This window comes from Streptomyces sp. CA-294286, assembly GCF_050947155.1.
Lineage (GTDB): Bacteria > Actinomycetota > Actinomycetes > Streptomycetales > Streptomycetaceae > Streptomyces.
This window is the reverse complement of the sequence record NZ_CP192005.1, coordinates 5,433,397-5,449,740: the sequence shown is the minus strand read 5'-3', so window position 1 is coordinate 5,449,740 and position 16,344 is coordinate 5,433,397. Positions and strand designations below refer to the sequence as shown.

Below are 16,344 nucleotides of genomic sequence, written 5' to 3'. Positions count from 1 at the left end.
GCCGTGTCCTTCTCCGTTGTGGGGTTATCGCGCAGGCGCACAGGGAAGTGCTTGGTGTGGTCGAGGCCGCAGCGCCTTGTCGGCCCACCTTGAGGGGGAGAGTCTCCATGCAGAACCTGAAGCGCACCGGACGCACCGAGCCGGAGCTCCCTGATGTCGCCGACGTCGCCGACGTCACCGACATCGCTTCCTTCCCTCCCGCCGGGGACGCCGGCGACGACGCGTACGACACCTTCGAGATGTACCGGGTGGTCTGCCCGGACTGTGCGCAGCCGATCGCTCTGCTCGCGGACGAGGACGTCCTGCCGGAGCACGCGAAGTGCCCCACCCCGTGGAACCCCTTCGGGCTGACCGCCTGCGCCGGAACCGGGCGACCGGCCGCCGACGCGAAGCCGGCCGACGAGAGCCTGGCGGTCCAGGAGCAGGACACCGCGCTGCTGCTGACGCTCCCTCAGGGACTCGACTGGCGGACGCAGCCGTTCTCGCACGTCGGCGGTCCCGGCTCGCGGCCGCTGAAGGTGCCGCGGCAGCGGGCCGCGTAACCGGCCCTTCCGGCAGCCCCGTTCCCTCCGGGAAGCGGGGCCGCGCGGTTCCGGCACGTCTCAGCGGGACTCCGGGCCCACCAAGTGGCGGGCGATGACCATGCGTTGGATCTGGTTCGTGCCCTCGACGATCTGCAGGACCTTCGCCTCCCGCATGAAGCGTTCGACGGGGAAGTCGGCCGTGTAACCGTAGCCGCCGAGCACCTGCACGGCGTCCGTGGTGACCTTCATCGCGGCGTCGGTGCAGAAGAGCTTCGCCATGGCCGCCTGGCGGGAGAAGGGCCGGCCGGCGTCGCGGAGCCGGGCCGCCGCGAGGTAGAGCGCGCGGCCCGCCTCGACCTGGGTTGCCATGTCGGCGAGCATGAAGCGCAGACCTTGGAAGTCAGCGATGGGGCGGCCGAATTGCCGCCGCCCGGCGGCGTAGGCGAGCGCTTCGTCGAGGGCCGCCTGGGCGACGCCGATCGCGCACGCGGCGATGCCCAGCCGCCCGGAGTCCAGGGCGGAGAGGGCAATGGCGAAGCCCTGGCCCTCCTCGCCGATGCGGCGCGCGTCGGGAACGCGCACGCCGTCGAAGTGGAGCTGGGCGGTGGGCGAACCCTTCATGCCCATCTTCTTCTCGGGTGTTGCGGCGCTCAGCCCGGGTGCGTCGCCGGGCACGAGGAACGCCGTGATGCCGCGGGCGCCTTCGCCTCCGGTGCGGGCGAGGACCGTGTAGAAGTCGGCGATGCCGCCGTGGGTGATCCATGCCTTGGTGCCGGTGATGACCCAGTCGTCGCCCCCGCGGACGGCCTTGGTGCGGAGCGAGGCCGCGTCGGAGCCGGAGGCCGGTTCGGAGAGGCAGTACGCGCCGAGGAGGCCGCCGCCGAGCATGGCGGGCAGGTGGGCGGTCTGCTGCTCCTTGGTGCCGTATCCGGCCAGTGCGTGGCAGGCGAGGCTGTGCACGCTGACGCCGAGGCCGACGGTCAGCCGGGCCGCCGCGAGTTCTTCGAGCACCTGCAGGTAGACCTCGTACGGCTGGTCGCCGCCACCGTGTTCCGAGTCGTACGGCAGGCCGAGCAGGCCGGACTCGGAGAGGAGCGAGAAGACCTCGCGGGGGAAGTGCCCGCTGTCCTCCTCGGCTGCGGCCTGCGCAGCGATCTCCCGCTGGACCATGTCGCGCACGAGCGCGAGAAGGTCACGGGACTCCTCGGTGGGCAGCTGTCGTTCCACCGGCTGCGGAGCGCGGTCGGGCATTGCGGCGTCCTCCCTGTCGGGCGCGGCGGCAGGCGCGCGCGCAGGGTGTGGCGGCGCCGCCGGTCTCACTACTGCCAGCCTGAAGGACCCCTCCGGGTTACGGAAGCGGACTGTCCGGGGCTGTGGCGGCTGAGTATGCCCGATCACCCCCGTTCCGTCACGCGTCGGAAACGCGCAGGCCGGGCCGGGTGGTCGGCGCGGCACGGCCGAGTGGTGCGGCGACGGGGCCGGGCGGTCCCCGGCGCATACGGGAGGAGAGCGGAGGAGCCGGGAACCGGGACTACAGCAGGCCCGCGCCCGTGACGAACATGGCGACGACGATCACCAGGGTCCAGCCGAGCACGTGCTCGAACAGCGTCGGCCCGTCGAGGTCGTCGGGGCCGCCCGTGCGGGTGCGGAGGCGGGCGGAGAGGGCGGCGGAGGCTGCAGTCATCGGACACTCGCAGTACGTGGGGGACATGCGGAACGGTTGCTTCCACATTGCCAGCGGGTCCGGCTCCGGAACAGATGACGTGGGTCACTGTCCCGGAGCCGGCGGGCTGCCTCAGCGGACGCCGACCGCCGCGAGAGCCTTGCGCTGGCTGGGCGTCGCGTCCAGGGGCCAGTAGAGGTAACAGATGCCCCCTGTGCCCGACGCCACATCGCCGCGCGCGTCGTACCGCTTGGTGCGCAGCCAGACGTTCTCGAACTCCCGCCTGCGGTAGACGCGGCGGACGGCCTCGTTCGTGGGCGCGGCCGGGTCGTTCGCGATCACGTCGCCCGCGCCGGTGAAGCCGACGACCGTCATCAGGTGACCCGCGGTGCCGTAGCCCGCGCCCGACAACTCCTCCTTGCGGAAGGACTGCGACGTCGTGACGGGGATGCCGGCACGGATGAGGACCGCCAGGTCGTCCAGCGACCCCAGGCGGGTGACCACCGCGTTCATGTCGGGGTACGAGGCGGCGTACGCGGCGTTGAACGGCCAGTTGCCGCAGCCCTTGTACTGGTGGTCGTACGTGTGGCGGGCGGCGTGGCACACCTGGGGGTCGGCGTACGAGGGGTCCACCCAGGCCAGCTCCTGGGGGGCCGGCCCGCGCCCCCAGTACTCCAGGACCATGGTGGTGGAGGTGGGGCTGCACCACGCCTCTCCCCCGTTGTCGTACTCCGGGTACCGGCCCACGTGGACCTCCTGCGAGAGGCACGGCACCCGCAGCTCTCCCGTACGGCGCGGCGCGGACGCCGGGACGGTGAACCTGTCCGGCACGTCGGAGGCCATCGCCCCGAGCCGCCACAGCGTCGGCGTCCGCCCCGAGCCCGGCAGCCGGTGGAGGGTCACGCGCAGCTGGTGTCCGGTGAGGCGGGTGCCGGACGCCGGGTCGGCGACGGCGAGGGTGTCGGTCTGGACGCTGCTGCGGCCGTCGGACTGGCCGTCGACGGAGGTGCGCCGGATGTCGGTGTCGGCGGCGGCCCAGCGGCCCATCACGTACCAGGGGGTTCGGGACCCGTCGGCGTACCGGGCGCACAGCTCGACGGCGAGCCAGGTGCCGGGCGGGGTGTCGGCGTTCCAGGAGGCGACGATCTCGGTGGCGGGGACGCGCGTGCGGTACGGGGGCGAGGTCCACACCGCGTACTCGTAGGTTCCGGTTCGTCCGGTGTGCGGGTCGGGGTGGTCGGTCAGCCCGTCCGGTGCGCCGATGACCAGTCCGGGGCGACGGCCACCGACGGCGCGGGTCCCGCCCCGGGTGCCGGAGCGCCAGTCGGTGTACGTGGTCCAGAAGTGGTTGTCGACCGGGTGGGGTTCCTGGGGCGATCGAGGCATACGGGGCTCCCGTTGTCCTTCGGCGGCGCGTGCCGCTGCCGGTGGAGCGGCGGGAAGCAGCGGCACGGTGGCGGCGAGCGCGGCGGCCAGGACGGTTCTGCGCGCGGCGGACGGAAGGCCGGAGTCCGTCGGAGCGGGGGGTGCCGGGTCCGGGTTCGGGCCCGTCGGGCCGGAGCAAGTCGGAGCGGGCCGTACCGGGACGGGACCTGCCGCATCGCGGCACGTCGGGGCGGGGTGCCCCGGAGCGGAGCCGACCGGAGCGCCGTGCGGCGGAACGCCGGGCACGGGGGCGCCGTGCGTCGGAACGCCGGGCGTCGAAGTGGCTTCCGCCGTTTCCGGCGGGGTGGTGTCGGGGCTGGTCAAGGTCGGGGACCCCCTGTCGTTGCGGAGCGGCACGGGCCCGTGCGCGCGGGCCCGTGAGGGCGGTCCGGCGAGCGCGGTCCGGGCGGGCACGGTGTCCACCCCGGCGGAACCTCCGGCACCCCGGACCGCCCATACTGCGACCGTCCTGCTCCTGTCCCGGGACGGCACGCGGAACACCGCGCTCCGGTCCGGCCGTGCCGTTCCTCGTAGGGTGGCGCGGGTGAACAGCCTCGACCCCCTCGCCGCCCGGCTCCGCGCCCTGCCACCGTCCTGCGGCCCGGTGCGTCTGATCGCCGTGGACGGACACGCGGGTTCCGGCAAGAGCACCTTCGCCGCCCGCCTGTCCGACGCGCTGGGCGCGGCCCCCGTACTGCATCTGGACGACCTGGCCAGTCACGAGGAACTCTTCGGCTGGACCGATCGGCTGCGCTCCGAGGTGACCGGCCCGCTGTCCCGCGGCGAGTGCGCGCGGTACGCGCCCTACGACTGGACGCGCCGTCGCTTCGGGCCCGCGCGGTACGAGCTGCCGCCCGCCCCGGTCGTGCTCATGGAGGGCGTGGGCGCGGGCAGGCGCGCGCTGCGTCCCCTCCTGGCCCACCTCCTCTGGATGGATCTGTCGGCCGAACTGTCCTGGCGGCGCGGCCGGGACCGGGACGGAAGCGAGCAGTCCGCCTTCTGGGACGGCTGGACGACGGCGGAGACCCGGCACTTCTCCACGGATCCGTCCCGCCCGTTCGCCGACACTCTGGTACGGCAGGTGCCGGAGGGGTACGAGTGGCGCCCGGGACTCCGCACGACCGCGTGAGCGAACCGGCCCATCACCCTGTGTGACTGCCCGGCGGACGTCGCGGAGGACGGCGAAAACCGGGCACGCAAGTGCCTCAACTGTGCTTGACCCAGGGGGCGTACAGGTCTTACGTTCTCAATGTGCGGCTTTTCGAAGCCGCCCGCAGACACGAAGCCCCCGGTTGTTCCCCCGTGATCGGGGGCTTCGTTCTGCCCTGAGCCACCTCGCCCGGCCGCACGGGAGCCCGGTTCGCTCACCCAGGGTCACCATTCGTGCGGGCCTCGTTGCGCCCTTATTCACCTGCCACTTGCCCAGGTACGATGCCCTTCGGTGCGGTCAATTCCCGTCCGGGACACAGCGGTTCGGGCAAGTGCCAACGGCATCAGGCCTGCGGTGCGCGCCCGGCAGCACATCACGGGGGGCACGGTCTGTGGGGGACGTGATGGACTTCGGCACGCAGGGCACGCACGCCCCGGCCGACCTCGCCTGGCTGCGCGGCGTGGACGCCTACACGATGGGGGCGTACCCGCAGGCGGAGGAGGAGTTCCGGGCGGCGGTAAGGCTGGACCCCGGCATGGCGGACGGCTGGCTCGGCCTGCACGCCCTGCGCATCGACACGACGACGGCTCTCTTACGCATGCACCGCCACCGGGACAGGTTCGGCGAGCAGCGCGCCAGACACCGCAGGACGCTCAACTCCTGGTACTGGCTGGGCTGGTGGGTGCAGCCGGTCCTGGAGAGCCCCCGCGACCTGCTGCTCGCGCACGCCTCGCACTGGCTGGACGGGCGGCATGTCCCGGAGCTGGACCGGGCGTTGGCCGGGCTGCCGCCCGTGGACACCGACAGCCACGTCAGGTTCCTGCACGCGTGCCGGGCGTATCTGGTCAAGGACTGGGAGCAGTTGGTCCGGCACACGGACCCTCTCGTCGACGATGCGCTCCTCGGCATCGAGTCCGGCCTTTTCGGCGGGATGGCGCGGGTGAGGCTGGAGATGTTCGGGCAGGCCGAGCCGCTGCTCGCCGCCTCCCTGATGCGCTGCCGCAGCGAGCAGCCGCAGCGCAAGGAACTGCGCTACTGGCTGGCGCGGGCGCACGAGGGCACGGGGCGCAGTGCCGCAGCACTCCCCCTGTACCGCTCGGTGCACCGGGTGGATCCCGCCTTCATGGACACCGCCGCGCGGCTGGCGGCGATCTCCGAGGGAGACGGCCTGGACGGCTACGACGAGACGGCGGCCGGTCTCGCCGCGGTGTCGAGGGCCGGCGTGGGAAGCGGTCAGGAGGCAGCCGAAGCGCAGGGCGACGCGGATCCGTCGGACGGCGGCGGCGATCTGCGGCTGGGGGGAGACGGACAGCTCCCGTTCGGCGGAGCCGTACCGCCGGGGCCACCCGCCGGAGTACGGGAGAAGCCGGGGCCGCCGCTGCCCGCCGGGCTGCCGCCGTTCCCGGCCGGGCCGTCCGATCCGGCCCTCCTGGAGCAGGCGCTCGGGGAACTGGACCGGATGGTCGGCATGGAGCCGGTGAAGCGCCAGGTGCGCGCGCTGTCCGCGCAGTTGAACATGGCCCGGCTGCGGGCCGGCCAGGGACTGCCGGTCCAGCCGCCGAAACGTCACTTTGTCTTCTCCGGCCCCTCCGGGACGGGGAAGACGACGGTCGCCAGGATCCTGGGGCGGGTCTTCTACGCCCTGGGACTGCTGGGCGGGGACCATCTGGTGGAGGCCCAACGCGCCGATCTGGTCGGTGAGTTCCTCGGGCAGACCGCCGTGAAGGCGAACGAGCTGATCGACTCCGCACTGGGTGGCGTCCTCTTCGTCGACGAGGCCTACAGTCTCGCCAACTCCGGTTACAGCAAGGGCGACGCGTACGGGGACGAGGCCCTTCAGGTGCTGCTGAAGCGGGCCGAGGACAACCGGGACCACCTGGTGGTGATCCTCGCGGGGTACCCGGAGGGGATGGACCGGCTGCTGGCCGTCAACCCGGGGCTCTCGTCGAGGTTCACCACCCGGGTCGACTTCCCGAGCTACCGCCCGCTCGAACTGACGAGCATCGGTGAGGTGCTGGCCGGGGACAACGGGGACGGGTGGGACGAAGAGGCGCTGGAGGAGCTGCGGAGCATCAGCGCGCACGTCGTCGAGCAGGGGTGGATCGACGAGCTGGGCAACGGGCGGTTCCTGCGGACGCTGTACGAGAAGAGCTGCGCGTACCGGGATCTGCGGCTGTCGGGGTACGCGTCGACGCCGACGCGGGACGAGTTGGCGACGTTGCGGTTGCCGGACCTGATGCAGGCGTACGGGGAGGTTCTGTCGGGGCGCGGGCCGGTGGGGGGCGGAATGTGAGGGGCGCCGGCCGTGGGGCCGCGTACCGGTGTCGCGTGCGGCGGAAGGGCCGGGGGCGCACGTCCGGTGGGCGCCGCTGCCTCGGTGCCGTCCACGTCGAGGACGTCCGCGACGTGGGGCAGCCCGTACGTGCCTCTGCCGGGCCCGGGACCGCGGACGCGCAGCACGGGCGCTCGGCCCCGCAGAGTCGGCGAGCAAAGTGGGCGAGGCGGCCCGTCGGCGGGCATGAGGCCCGGCCGCGCGGTGCGGGCGGGGAGGGGCAGGCGTCAGTCGGCGTGCGTGCCGCGGGCCTCGACGAGGGCGCGCAGCGCGCGGGCGTCGTGGATGGCCTTCTCCTTGGCGATGCCCGGCTGGATGCCGAGGGCGGGCAGGCTGGTGCCGTCGCTGAGGTCGAGGAAGACCCAGGCGTCGCCGGGGCGCAGGTTCACCTGGAGGATCTCCGCCCAGGCGAGCCGGCGCTTCGTGGTGAGGTTCACCACCGTGACGCCGGACTCCTCGGCGACCACCTTGGGCCGGCTGAGCAGCAGCAGCACGCCGAACATGAGCGCGCCGGTGAAGACGAAACTGGCCCGCTCCCCCGCGCTGAGCGTCTCCAGCAGGAGGCCGACCGCCGAGATCACGGTGAACATCAGCGCCCCTGTGGTCAGCAGGACCGCACGGGTGCGGTTGGGCCTGAAGGTGACCGGCAGGGCGGGGGGTTCGGGTTGCGACACGGCGGACTGCATCCTTCTGCGTACGTACGGGGAACGAGCTGAACGGGCCGGACGGTGTCAGAGACGGCAGGCGTGGATGGCCGTGGTGAGGATGGCCCGCGCGCCCAGCGCGTACAGGTCGTCCATGATCCGCTGGGCCTCCTTCGCGGCGACCATGGAGCGGACCGCGACCCAGCCCTCGTGGTGCAGCGGGGAGATCGTCGGGGACTCCAGGCCGGGGGTCAGCGCGACGGCCTTCTCCAGGTGCTCGACCCGGCAGTCGTAGTCCATCATCACGTACGAGCGGGCCACCAGGACGCCCTGGAGGCGACGCAGGAACTGCTGCACCTTGGGGTCGTCCGCGGGGGCGCCGGTGCGGCGGATGACGACGGCCTCGGACTTCATGATGGGCTCGCCGATGACTTCGAGGCCCGCGTTGCGCAGCGAGGTCCCGGTCTCGACGACGTCCGCGATGATCTGGGCGACGCCGAGTTCGATGGCGGTCTCCACCGCGCCGTCGAGGTGGACGACGGAGGCGTCGATGCCCTCGTCGGCGAGGTGTTTGGCGACGATGCCCTCGTACGAGGTGGCGACCGTCATCCCGCCGAAGTCCTGGACGCCGGTCGCGGTGCCCGGACGGGTCGCGTAGCGGAACGTCGAGCGGGCGAAGCCGAGCTGGAGGATCTCCTCGGCGTTGGCCCCGGAGTCGAGCAGCAGGTCACGCCCGGTGATGCCGATGTCGAGCTTGCCGGAACTGACGTAGATGGCGATGTCGCGGGGGCGGAGGTAGAAGAACTCGACCTCGTTCTCCGGGTCCACCAGGACGAGTTCCTTGGACTCCTTGCGCTGCTGGTAGCCGGCCTCATGGAGCATCGCCGACGCAGGTCCGGAGAGGGAGCCCTTGTTCGGGATGGCGATGCGCAGCATGAGGTCAGCTTCCTTTGGTGCGAAGGGAACAGCGGGGGGTGGGGCGGGGCGTGGGCTCAGAGGTGTGCGTAGACGTCGTCGAGCGAGATCCCGCGCGCGACCATCATCACCTGGACGTGGTACAGCAGCTGCGAGATCTCCTCGGCGGCGGCTTCCTTGCCCTCGTACTCGGCGGCCATCCAGACTTCGGCGGCCTCCTCGACGACCTTCTTGCCGATGGCATGGACGCCCTTTTCCACCAGCTCGGCGGTGCGGGAGGTGGTGGGGTCGCCGTTGGCGGCCTTGAGCTGGAGCTCGGTGAAGAGCTCTTCGAAAGTCTTGTTGGCCATGATGGTCCTTAGAGTACGGGGTGCCGGTCCGGCACTCAGCGCCAGGGTTCGGCGACCGTGCGCAGCGTGGTGGCGGTGGCGACGGCGGCGGTGACGGCCTCGTGCCCCTTGTCCTCGGTGGAGCCCTCCAGTCCGGCCCGGTCCAGGGCCTGCTCCTCGGTGTCGCAGGTCAGTACGCCGAAGCCGATGGGGACGCCGGTGTCGACGGAGACCTGGGTGAGCCCCTGGGTGACGCCCTGGCACACGTACTCGAAGTGGGGGGTGCCTCCGCGGATGACGACCCCGAGGGCGACGATCGCGTCGTAGCCGCGGCCCGCGAGGACCTTGGCGACGACGGGCAGCTCGTAGCTGCCGGGGACCCTGAGCAGGGTCGGCTCGTCGATGCCGAGCTCGTGCAGGGCGCGCAGGGCGCCGTCGACGAGGCCGTCCATGATCTTCTCGTGCCACTGGGCCGCGATCACCGCCACCCGCAGGTCGTTGCAGTTCTTCACGCTCAGTTCGGGTGCACCCTTGCCGCTCACGCGCTCTCCTCTGTGTGGTGGTGTACGTCTGTGTGGTGGTCCGGAGGTGTTACTGGTTGCCGCAGGTAGGGGCGGCGGCGCCGTCCAGCCAGGGCAGGTCGTGGCCCATCCGGTCCCGCTTGGTGCGCAGGTACCGGAGGTTGTGTTCGCCCGCCTGCACGGGCATGGCCTCGCGCCCGCCGACGACGAGACCGTGCCGGACGAGCGCGGTGATCTTGTCCGGGTTGTTCGTCATCAGGCGCAGACTGCGCACGCCGAGGTCGGCGAGGATCCGCGCCCCGGCCGCGTAGTCCCGCGCGTCGGCGGGCAGGCCCAGTTCGAGGTTGGCGTCGAGGGTGTCGACGCCGCGCTCCTGGAGTTCGTACGCCCGGAGCTTGGACAGCAGGCCGATGCCGCGTCCCTCGTGCCCGCGCAGGTAGACGACGACGCCGCGGCCCTCCTCGGTGACGCGGCGCATGGAGGCGTCCAGCTGGGGGCCGCAGTCGCAGCGCTGGGAGTGGAAGATGTCGCCGGTGAGGCATTCGGAGTGGACGCGGACCAGGACGTCCTCGCCGTCGCCGAGGTCGCCGTGGACGAGCGCGACGTGCTCGACGCCGTCGGCGAGCGCGCGGTAGCCGTACGCGGTGAACTCGCCGAACGTGGTGGGCAGGTGGACTTCTGCCTCACGCCGTACGACGGGGGCGTCCGCCTCCGGGGCGACCGTCGGGGCCGGAGCGAACTCGGTGGCGCGGCGGTGGGCGACCAGGTCCTCGATGGAGATGATCGTCAGGCCGTGCTTGCGGGCGAAGGGGACCAGTTCGGGCAGCCGCAGCATCACGCCGTCCTCGTCCGCGATCTCCACGATGGCCCCGGCCGGCCGCAGTCCCGCGAGGCGTGCCAGGTCGACGGCGGCCTCGGTGTGGCCGTTGCGGACCAGGACGCCGCCGGGGCGGGCGCGCAGCGGGAAGATGTGGCCGGGCCGGACGAAGTCGACCGGGGTGCTGTCGCCGGAGGCCAGCAGCCGCAGCGTGGTGGCGCGGTCGGAGGCGGAGATTCCGGTGGTCACCCCGTGCGCGCCGGAGGCGTCGACGGAGACGGTGAAGGCGGTGCGCATCAACTCCGTGTTGTGCTCGACCATCTGCGGCAGGGCGAGCCGTTCCAGCTCCGGGCCCTCCATGGGGGCGCAGATCAGGCCGCGGCACTCGCTCATCATGAACGCGACGATCTCGGGCGTGATCTTCTCGGCGGCGACGATCAGGTCGCCCTCGTTCTCGCGGTCCTCGTCGTCGACGACGACGATCGGACGGCCGGCCGCGATGTCGCGGATGGCCTGCTCGACCGGGTCGAGGCGCAGGTCTTCGTGGCTGTCGTGGAGCACGACTGCCTCCCGGCTGTCGTAGGGGGGCGGGACGGTGTCGACGGGGGTCAGTGCGGTGGTCATGCCGAGGCTCCTTCGAGTGCGGGCGGGGCGACGGCGGCGCGGGAGCGCAGCCACCAGTCCCGCATCCCCCACAGGACGAGGACGAGGTAGACGACGTAGACGAATCCGGAGAAGGCGAGCCCGCTGCTGAAGGCGAGCGGGACACCGACGAGGTCGACCAGCAGCCAGGCGAACCAGAACTCGACCAGGCCGCGTGCCTGCGCCACCATCGCGGCGAGCGTGCCGACGAAGATGTACGCGTCGGCCCACGGGCTCCAGGACAGGTTCGGGTAGAGGGTGAAGAGGCCGCCGACGGCGAGGGTGCCGAGGACCGCGCCGCCGATCAGCAGGCCGCGTTCGCGCCAGGTGGCGAAGCGGACGGCGATCGTCCCGTCCTGTGCCTGCTGCTTGCCGCGCTGCCACTGCCGCCAGCCCCACAGCGCGACGCCGATGACCAGCAGTTGCTTCCCGACCCCGCCGCTGAGCTGCACGGACGCGTAGGCGGCGACCAGGATGACACCGGAGGCGAGCTGGGCGGGCCAGGTCCATATGGAGCGCCGCCAGCCGAGGGCGAGGGCCAGCAGACCGACGCTGTTGCCGATCATGTCGGACCACAGGATGTGCTGCCCGAAGGCCGTGAAGGCTTCGGCGTTGAGCCAGGCGAAGGCGCTCACTTCACGGTCTCCTTGGGGGTGTCGCCGCGGGTGCCGAGCAGGCGCTCGACGTACTTGGCCAGGACGTCGACTTCGAGGTTGACCGGGTCTCCGGCCTGCTTGATGCCGAGCGTGGTCATCGCGAGGGTGGTGGGGATGAGGCTGACGGTGAAGTGGTCGTCGCCCGCGTCGACGACGGTGAGGCTCACGCCGTCGACCGTGATCGAGCCCTTCTCGACGACGTACCGGGACATCCCCTCGGGGAGGGCGACCTCGACGATCTCCCAGTGCTCGGAGGGCCTGCGGTCGACGATGGTGCCGGTGCCGTCGACGTGGCCCTGGACGAGGTGGCCGCCGAGACGTCCGCCGAGCGCCATGGGGCGCTCCAGGTTGACGCGCGAGCCGACGGCGAGGGCGCCGAGGCTCGAACGGTCGAGGGTCTCGGCCATCACGTCGGCGGTGAACTCGCCGTCCGCGGTGTCCACGACGGTCAGGCAGACGCCGTTGACGGCGATCGAGTCGCCGTGCTTGGCGTCCTCGGTGACGAGGGGGCCGCGCAGGCGGAAGCGGGAGGAGTCGCCGAGGTTCTCGACGGCGGTGACCTCACCCAGTTCTTCGACGATTCCGGTGAACACGCTCAGCGCTCCTTCGTTGCGGCGGGGGTGACGGTGGGGACGGCGGTGATGCGGAGGTCGGGGCCGATGCGGACCGTCTCGGTCACATCGAGGCGCAACGCGTCGGAGAGGGTGCTGATTCCGGCGTCGCCGAGGGCGGCGGGGCCTGCGCCCAGCAGGACGGGGGCGAGGTAGCCGACCACCTTGTCGAGGGCTCCGGCCGCGACGAACGCGCCCGCGAGGGTGGGACCGCCCTCCAGCAGTACGGAGCGGACACCGCGCGCGTACAACTCGGCGAGCAGGGCGTGGACGTCGAGTCCGCCGTCGGCGCGGGGCACGCGTACGACGTCGGCCAGGTCGGTCCGCGCGTCCTCGGCGACCGCGACGAGGGTCGGCGCGGCGTCGTCCAGGACCCGCGCGCCGGGCCCGACCGCTCGCCCGTCGGTGTCCAGGACGACGCGCAGCGGCTGTACCGCGCCGTCGACGCCGCGCACGGCGAGGTGCGGATCGTCCGCGCGCATCGTCCCGGAGCCGACCACCACGGCGTCGGACTCGGCGCGCAGCCGGTGGACGTCGGCGCGGGACTCGGCGGAGGAGATCCAGCGGCTGGTGCCGTCGGCGGCCGCGATCCGGCCGTCGAGCGTGGCCGCGTACTTCCACAGGACGTACGGCCGGCCCAGGCGCACCGAGGTGAGCCAGGCGGCGTTCCCCTCGGCGGCCTCCGCTTCGAGGAGTCCCTGCTCGACCTCGGCCCCGGCGGCGCGCAGGGTGTCCGCTCCCCCGGTGGCCTGCGGGTTCGGGTCGGCTACGGCGTAGACGACGCGGGCGACTCCGGCGTCGAGGAGTGCCTGGGCGCAGGGGCCGGTGCGGCCGGTGTGGTTGCAGGGTTCCAGGGTGACGAAGGCGGTGGCGCCCCGTGCTCTGTCCCCCGCGTCGCGCAGGGCGTGGACCTCGGCGTGCGGGCCGCCGGCCCGCTGGTGGAAGCCTTCGCCGACGATCCGGCCCGAGGCGTCCGTGAGCACGCATCCCACGACCGGGTTGGGGCTGGTGGCGCCGAGGCCGCGCGCTGCGAGCGTGATCGCTCGGCGCATCGCGGTCCGGTCTGCTGCGGCGGTTGCCACCGGGTCTCCTGCCTCTTCGGGCACGGACTCCGGGGCCTGTCGATGACGACAGAGGAAGCGGGCGCACGTCACGGGATGCGGAAGCACGGCCACGCCGGGCCGGAAAAGAGGGTCCTCCTGCGCACGCACGTCATGTGCCTGCACGGACCACCCGCCGACGGCGGCGTACCGAACGACCTGTGACGGCCCGCCGCGCACTGCCTCCCATCCGGACTTTCACCGTCGGTCCAGGAATTACACCTGGTCAACCGGTCACTGGAGGTGACCGGGTCGCGGACTATAACCGCCGGTTCGGAATTACACCGACCCCGGAGTGCGCTGCTGTTGGTACACGGCCAGTGTGCCACGCCGGGCGGCGGCGTGGGCGGGACGGAGCTGTGGAGTGACTCACAGCTCCTGTGGGCCGGATCACAATTAAAGGTCCAGACCTATTGACGCGCTGGTCTAGTCCTCTTAACGTCTGCGTCACCTCCCCGGAGACAGCCCGCCGGTGTGCGCACGCCCCGGGCACGCAACACGGACCATCCCCCGTCCCCTCGTGTGACGCCGAGCCTCCCCAGGAGGACCTGACGTGCTGTCCCCCACAAGACCCACCCGCCGCTCCCGCGCCCCGCGCGCCCGGGGCTCCCTGATCGCCGCGGGCACCGCGACGGCGGCGGTCGCCGCGCTGCTCGCCGGCACCCTCGCCGCCCACGCCGCACCGGCCGCCCCCGCCGCCGCCGTGGACCACGAGACCTGTAGGCCCGACGGCCTGTACAAGACGCCGGGCGTGGACGTCCCGTACTGCTCGGTCTACGACACCGAGGGCCGCGAGAAGATGGGCGCCGACCACCAGCGCCGCATCATCGGCTACTTCACCGGATGGCGCACCGGCAAGGACGGCATGCCCTCCTACCTGGCGTCCGACATCCCCTGGAACAAGGTCACCCACCTCAACTACGCGTTCGCGCACGTCGGCGGCGACAACAGGATCTCCGTCGGCGCGGACGGCGAGAAGAACGCCGCCACCGGCATGACCTGGCCCGGCGTGGCGGGCTCCGAGATGGATCCCGCGCTCCCGTACAAGGGCCACTTCAACCAGCTGAACAAGTTCAAGAAGAAGCACCCGGACGTCAAGACCCTCGTCTCGGTGGGCGGCTGGGCGGAGTCCGGGGGCTACTTCGGCGAGGACGGCAAGCGCGTCGACTCCGGCGGCTTCTACACGATGGCGACGAACGCCGACGGATCGGTGAACCAGGCCGGCATCAACACCTTCGCCGACTCCGCCGTCGCCTTCATCAAGAAGTACGGCTTCAACGGCCTCGACATCGACTACGAATACCCCACGTCGATGAAGGACGCGGGACACCCGGCGGACTTCCCGATCTCCAACGCGCGGCGCGGCGGCCTGGTCAAGGGCTACGCGGTGCTGATGAAGTCGCTGCGCGAGAAGCTCGACCGGGCGGGCGCCGCCGACGGCAAGCACTACCTCCTCACCGTCGCCGCCCCCTCCTCCGGCTACCTGCTGCGCGGCATGGAGACCTTCCAGGTCCAGAAGTACCTGGACTACGTCAACATCATGTCGTACGACCTGCACGGCGCATGGAACGAGCACGTCGGCCCGAACGCCGCGCTCTTCGACAACGGCAAGGACGGCGAACTGGCCGCCGCCAACGTCTACGGCAGCGCGCAGTACGGCGGCATCGGCTATCTGAACACCGACTGGGCGTACCACTACTTCCGCGGCTCGATGCCCGCGGGACGCATCAACGTGGGCCTGCCGTACTACACCCGCGGTCACAAGAACGTGCAGGGCGGTACGGACGGCCTGTGGGGCAAGGCGTCGGCCGCCACCTGTCCGGCCGGATCGGGCCTCACCAAGTGCGGCGACGGCGCGGTCGGCATCGACAACCTGTGGCACGACAAGGACGACAACGGCAAGGAGTCCCCGGCGGGCTCCAACCCGATGTGGCACGCGAAGAACCTGGAGAAGGGGATCGTCGGCGACTACCTGACCACCTACGGCTTCCCGACCGGCACCAAGCTGACGGGCGCCTACGTCCGCAAGTACGACTCGACGCTGGTCGCGCCGTGGCTGTGGAACGCGGAGAAGAAGGTCTTCCTGTCGACGGAGGACGAGCAGTCGGTGGGCGTCAAGGCGGACTACGTGGTGGACCGGGGCATCGGCGGCACGATGATCTGGGAACTGGCCGGTGACTACGGCTGGAACGCGGCGAAGGGCCAGTACGAGCCCGGTTCCACACTGACCTCGCTGATGTACGACAAGTTCAAGGCGGCGAAGCCGTACGGCGCGGCCGTGTCGAACAAGCCGCTGCCGAAGAAGGCCGTCGACATCGGCGTGGAGTTCGGCGAATTCAAGCTCGGCGACTCCAACTACCCGATCACCCCGAAGCTGAAGATCACCAACCGTACGAAGACGGCCCTTCCGGGCGGCACGGAGTTCCAGTTCGACTACGCGACGTCGGCCCCGGCCAACGCGTCCGACCAGTCGGGCTTCGGCACCAAGGTGATCAGCAGCGATCACACCGGCAGCAACATCGGCGGCCTGAAGGGCGACTTCCACCGGGCCTCGCTGAAGCTCCCGGCCTGGCAGTCGCTGGCGCCCGGCGCATCCGTCGAGCTGTCGTTCAACTACTACCTTCCGGTGTCCACGCCGTGGAACTGGACGGTGAACATCGGCGGCACCTCCTACGCCCTCGCCGGTGACCTGGCGCGCGGCACGGAGCAGGTGGAGCCGGGCACGGGTCCGGGACCGGGCCCCGACCCGACGCCCACCCCCACCCCCACGCCCACCCCGGGTGCGTGCGCCGCGCCCGCCTACGTCGCGGCCACCGCGTACGGCGGCGGGGCGACCGTGTCGCACAAGGGCCGCCAGTGGAAGGCCAAGTGGTGGACGCAGGGCGCGGAGCCCGGCACCACCGGTGAATGGGGGGTGTGGCAGGACCTCGGCGCCTGCTGACGCACCGCACCGATCCGCCCCGCCCCGGTTCCCCCTCTCGGAGGGAGCCGGGGCGGACGCGTTTCCCGCTGCCG

Annotated in this window: 15 protein-coding genes and 1 riboswitch; of the genes, 4 read left to right on the top strand and 11 right to left on the bottom strand. The window is 71.9% G+C overall.

Annotated features, from left to right (window positions below; all coding sequences use genetic code 11):
- Positions 1-107: 107 nt before the first annotated feature.
- The gene (locus tag ACQPZG_RS28835) at positions 108-542 is read left to right on the top strand and encodes a hypothetical protein (RefSeq protein WP_433548608.1); all 435 of its coding nucleotides are present in this window, start codon (positions 108-110) and stop codon (positions 540-542) included.
- A gap of 60 nt (positions 543-602) precedes the next feature.
- Here the strand turns inward: ACQPZG_RS28835 and ACQPZG_RS28830 are convergent, their stop codons facing one another.
- From ACQPZG_RS28830 to ACQPZG_RS28820, 3 genes are all read right to left on the bottom strand, one after another.
- On the bottom strand, positions 603-1,775 hold the full coding sequence (locus tag ACQPZG_RS28830) for an acyl-CoA dehydrogenase family protein (RefSeq protein WP_433548607.1): 1,173 nt from the start codon (positions 1,773-1,775) through the stop codon (positions 603-605).
- A gap of 280 nt (positions 1,776-2,055) precedes the next feature.
- Entirely contained in the window at positions 2,056-2,208 is a 153-nt protein-coding gene (locus ACQPZG_RS28825; RefSeq protein WP_185030462.1) for an SCO1431 family membrane protein, read from the bottom strand.
- Between the two features lie 111 nt (positions 2,209-2,319).
- Positions 2,320-3,573 (bottom strand): peptidase C39 family protein, encoded by a 1,254-nt coding sequence (locus ACQPZG_RS28820; protein ID WP_433548606.1) that lies wholly within the window; start codon positions 3,571-3,573, stop codon positions 2,320-2,322.
- 583 nt (positions 3,574-4,156) lie between these two features.
- Here ACQPZG_RS28820 and ACQPZG_RS28815 point away from each other — a divergent pair.
- Together ACQPZG_RS28815 and ACQPZG_RS28810 are read left to right on the top strand one after the other, a co-directional pair.
- A complete protein-coding gene (locus ACQPZG_RS28815; protein ID WP_433548605.1) occupies positions 4,157-4,741 on the top strand; it encodes a uridine kinase family protein in 585 nt (194 codons plus the stop codon).
- Positions 4,742-5,165: 424 nt separating this feature from the next.
- Positions 5,166-7,055, top strand: coding sequence for an AAA family ATPase (locus ACQPZG_RS28810; RefSeq protein ID WP_433548604.1), 1,890 nt, complete (start codon positions 5,166-5,168; stop codon positions 7,053-7,055).
- Between the two features lie 266 nt (positions 7,056-7,321).
- Here ACQPZG_RS28810 and ACQPZG_RS28805 read toward each other — a convergent pair whose 3' ends face one another.
- From ACQPZG_RS28805 to ribD, 8 genes are read right to left on the bottom strand one after another with little or no spacing between them, the layout of a single operon-like run.
- Positions 7,322-7,768, bottom strand: coding sequence for a PH domain-containing protein (locus ACQPZG_RS28805; RefSeq protein ID WP_433548603.1), 447 nt, complete (start codon positions 7,766-7,768; stop codon positions 7,322-7,324).
- Between the two features lie 57 nt (positions 7,769-7,825).
- Positions 7,826-8,674 carry an ATP phosphoribosyltransferase gene (gene hisG, locus ACQPZG_RS28800; protein WP_433548602.1) on the bottom strand — a complete coding sequence of 283 codons (849 nt, stop codon included), beginning with the start codon at positions 8,672-8,674 and terminating at the stop codon, positions 7,826-7,828.
- Positions 8,675-8,730: 56 nt separating this feature from the next.
- Complete coding sequence (locus ACQPZG_RS28795) at positions 8,731-9,003, bottom strand: phosphoribosyl-ATP diphosphatase (protein ID WP_185030482.1); 273 nt, start codon at positions 9,001-9,003, stop codon at positions 8,731-8,733.
- 35 nt (positions 9,004-9,038) lie between these two features.
- Complete coding sequence (gene ribH / locus ACQPZG_RS28790) at positions 9,039-9,524, bottom strand: 6,7-dimethyl-8-ribityllumazine synthase (protein WP_433548601.1); 486 nt, start codon at positions 9,522-9,524, stop codon at positions 9,039-9,041.
- A 49-nt stretch (positions 9,525-9,573) separates the two neighbouring features.
- On the bottom strand, positions 9,574-10,944 hold the full coding sequence (locus ACQPZG_RS28785) for a bifunctional 3,4-dihydroxy-2-butanone-4-phosphate synthase/GTP cyclohydrolase II (protein WP_433548600.1): 1,371 nt from the start codon (positions 10,942-10,944) through the stop codon (positions 9,574-9,576).
- Positions 10,941-11,597, bottom strand: coding sequence for a nicotinamide mononucleotide transporter family protein (locus ACQPZG_RS28780; RefSeq protein ID WP_433548599.1), 657 nt, complete (start codon positions 11,595-11,597; stop codon positions 10,941-10,943). The genes ACQPZG_RS28785 and ACQPZG_RS28780 overlap by 4 nt, the downstream gene beginning before the upstream one ends.
- Positions 11,594-12,211, bottom strand: a complete 618-nt coding sequence (locus ACQPZG_RS28775; protein ID WP_433548598.1) for a riboflavin synthase — start codon at positions 12,209-12,211, stop codon at positions 11,594-11,596. The genes ACQPZG_RS28780 and ACQPZG_RS28775 overlap by 4 nt, the downstream gene beginning before the upstream one ends.
- Before the next feature lie 2 nt (positions 12,212-12,213).
- Positions 12,214-13,281, bottom strand: coding sequence for a bifunctional diaminohydroxyphosphoribosylaminopyrimidine deaminase/5-amino-6-(5-phosphoribosylamino)uracil reductase RibD (gene ribD, locus ACQPZG_RS28770; RefSeq protein WP_433549592.1), 1,068 nt, complete (start codon positions 13,279-13,281; stop codon positions 12,214-12,216).
- A gap of 220 nt (positions 13,282-13,501) precedes the next feature.
- A riboswitch (FMN riboswitch) is annotated at positions 13,502-13,632 on the bottom strand.
- A gap of 250 nt (positions 13,633-13,882) precedes the next feature.
- On the opposite strand from ribD, the gene ACQPZG_RS28765 reads away from it, so the two are divergent.
- On the top strand, positions 13,883-16,270 hold the full coding sequence (locus ACQPZG_RS28765) for a chitinase C-terminal domain-containing protein (RefSeq protein ID WP_433548597.1): 2,388 nt from the start codon (positions 13,883-13,885) through the stop codon (positions 16,268-16,270).
- The last annotated feature ends 74 nt before the right edge of the window (positions 16,271-16,344 follow it).

Excerpts from the sequence above, each read along its gene's own strand:
- ACQPZG_RS28835 (WP_433548608.1), top strand. The coding sequence starts at position 108 with ATGCAGAACCTGAAGCGCACCGGACGCACCGAGCCGGAGCTCCCTGAT.
- ACQPZG_RS28830 (WP_433548607.1), bottom strand. The coding sequence starts at position 1,775 with ATGCCCGACCGCGCTCCGCAGCCGGTGGAACGACAGCTGCCCACCGAG.
- ACQPZG_RS28825 (WP_185030462.1), bottom strand. The coding sequence starts at position 2,208 with ATGACTGCAGCCTCCGCCGCCCTCTCCGCCCGCCTCCGCACCCGCACG.
- ACQPZG_RS28820 (WP_433548606.1), bottom strand. The coding sequence starts at position 3,573 with ATGCCTCGATCGCCCCAGGAACCCCACCCGGTCGACAACCACTTCTGG.
- ACQPZG_RS28810 (WP_433548604.1), top strand. The coding sequence starts at position 5,166 with ATGGACTTCGGCACGCAGGGCACGCACGCCCCGGCCGACCTCGCCTGG.
- hisG (WP_433548602.1), bottom strand. The coding sequence starts at position 8,674 with ATGCTGCGCATCGCCATCCCGAACAAGGGCTCCCTCTCCGGACCTGCG.
- ACQPZG_RS28795 (WP_185030482.1), bottom strand. The coding sequence starts at position 9,003 with ATGGCCAACAAGACTTTCGAAGAGCTCTTCACCGAGCTCCAGCTCAAG.
- ACQPZG_RS28785 (WP_433548600.1), bottom strand. The coding sequence starts at position 10,944 with ATGACCACCGCACTGACCCCCGTCGACACCGTCCCGCCCCCCTACGAC.
- ribD (WP_433549592.1), bottom strand. The coding sequence starts at position 13,281 with ATGCGCCGAGCGATCACGCTCGCAGCGCGCGGCCTCGGCGCCACCAGC.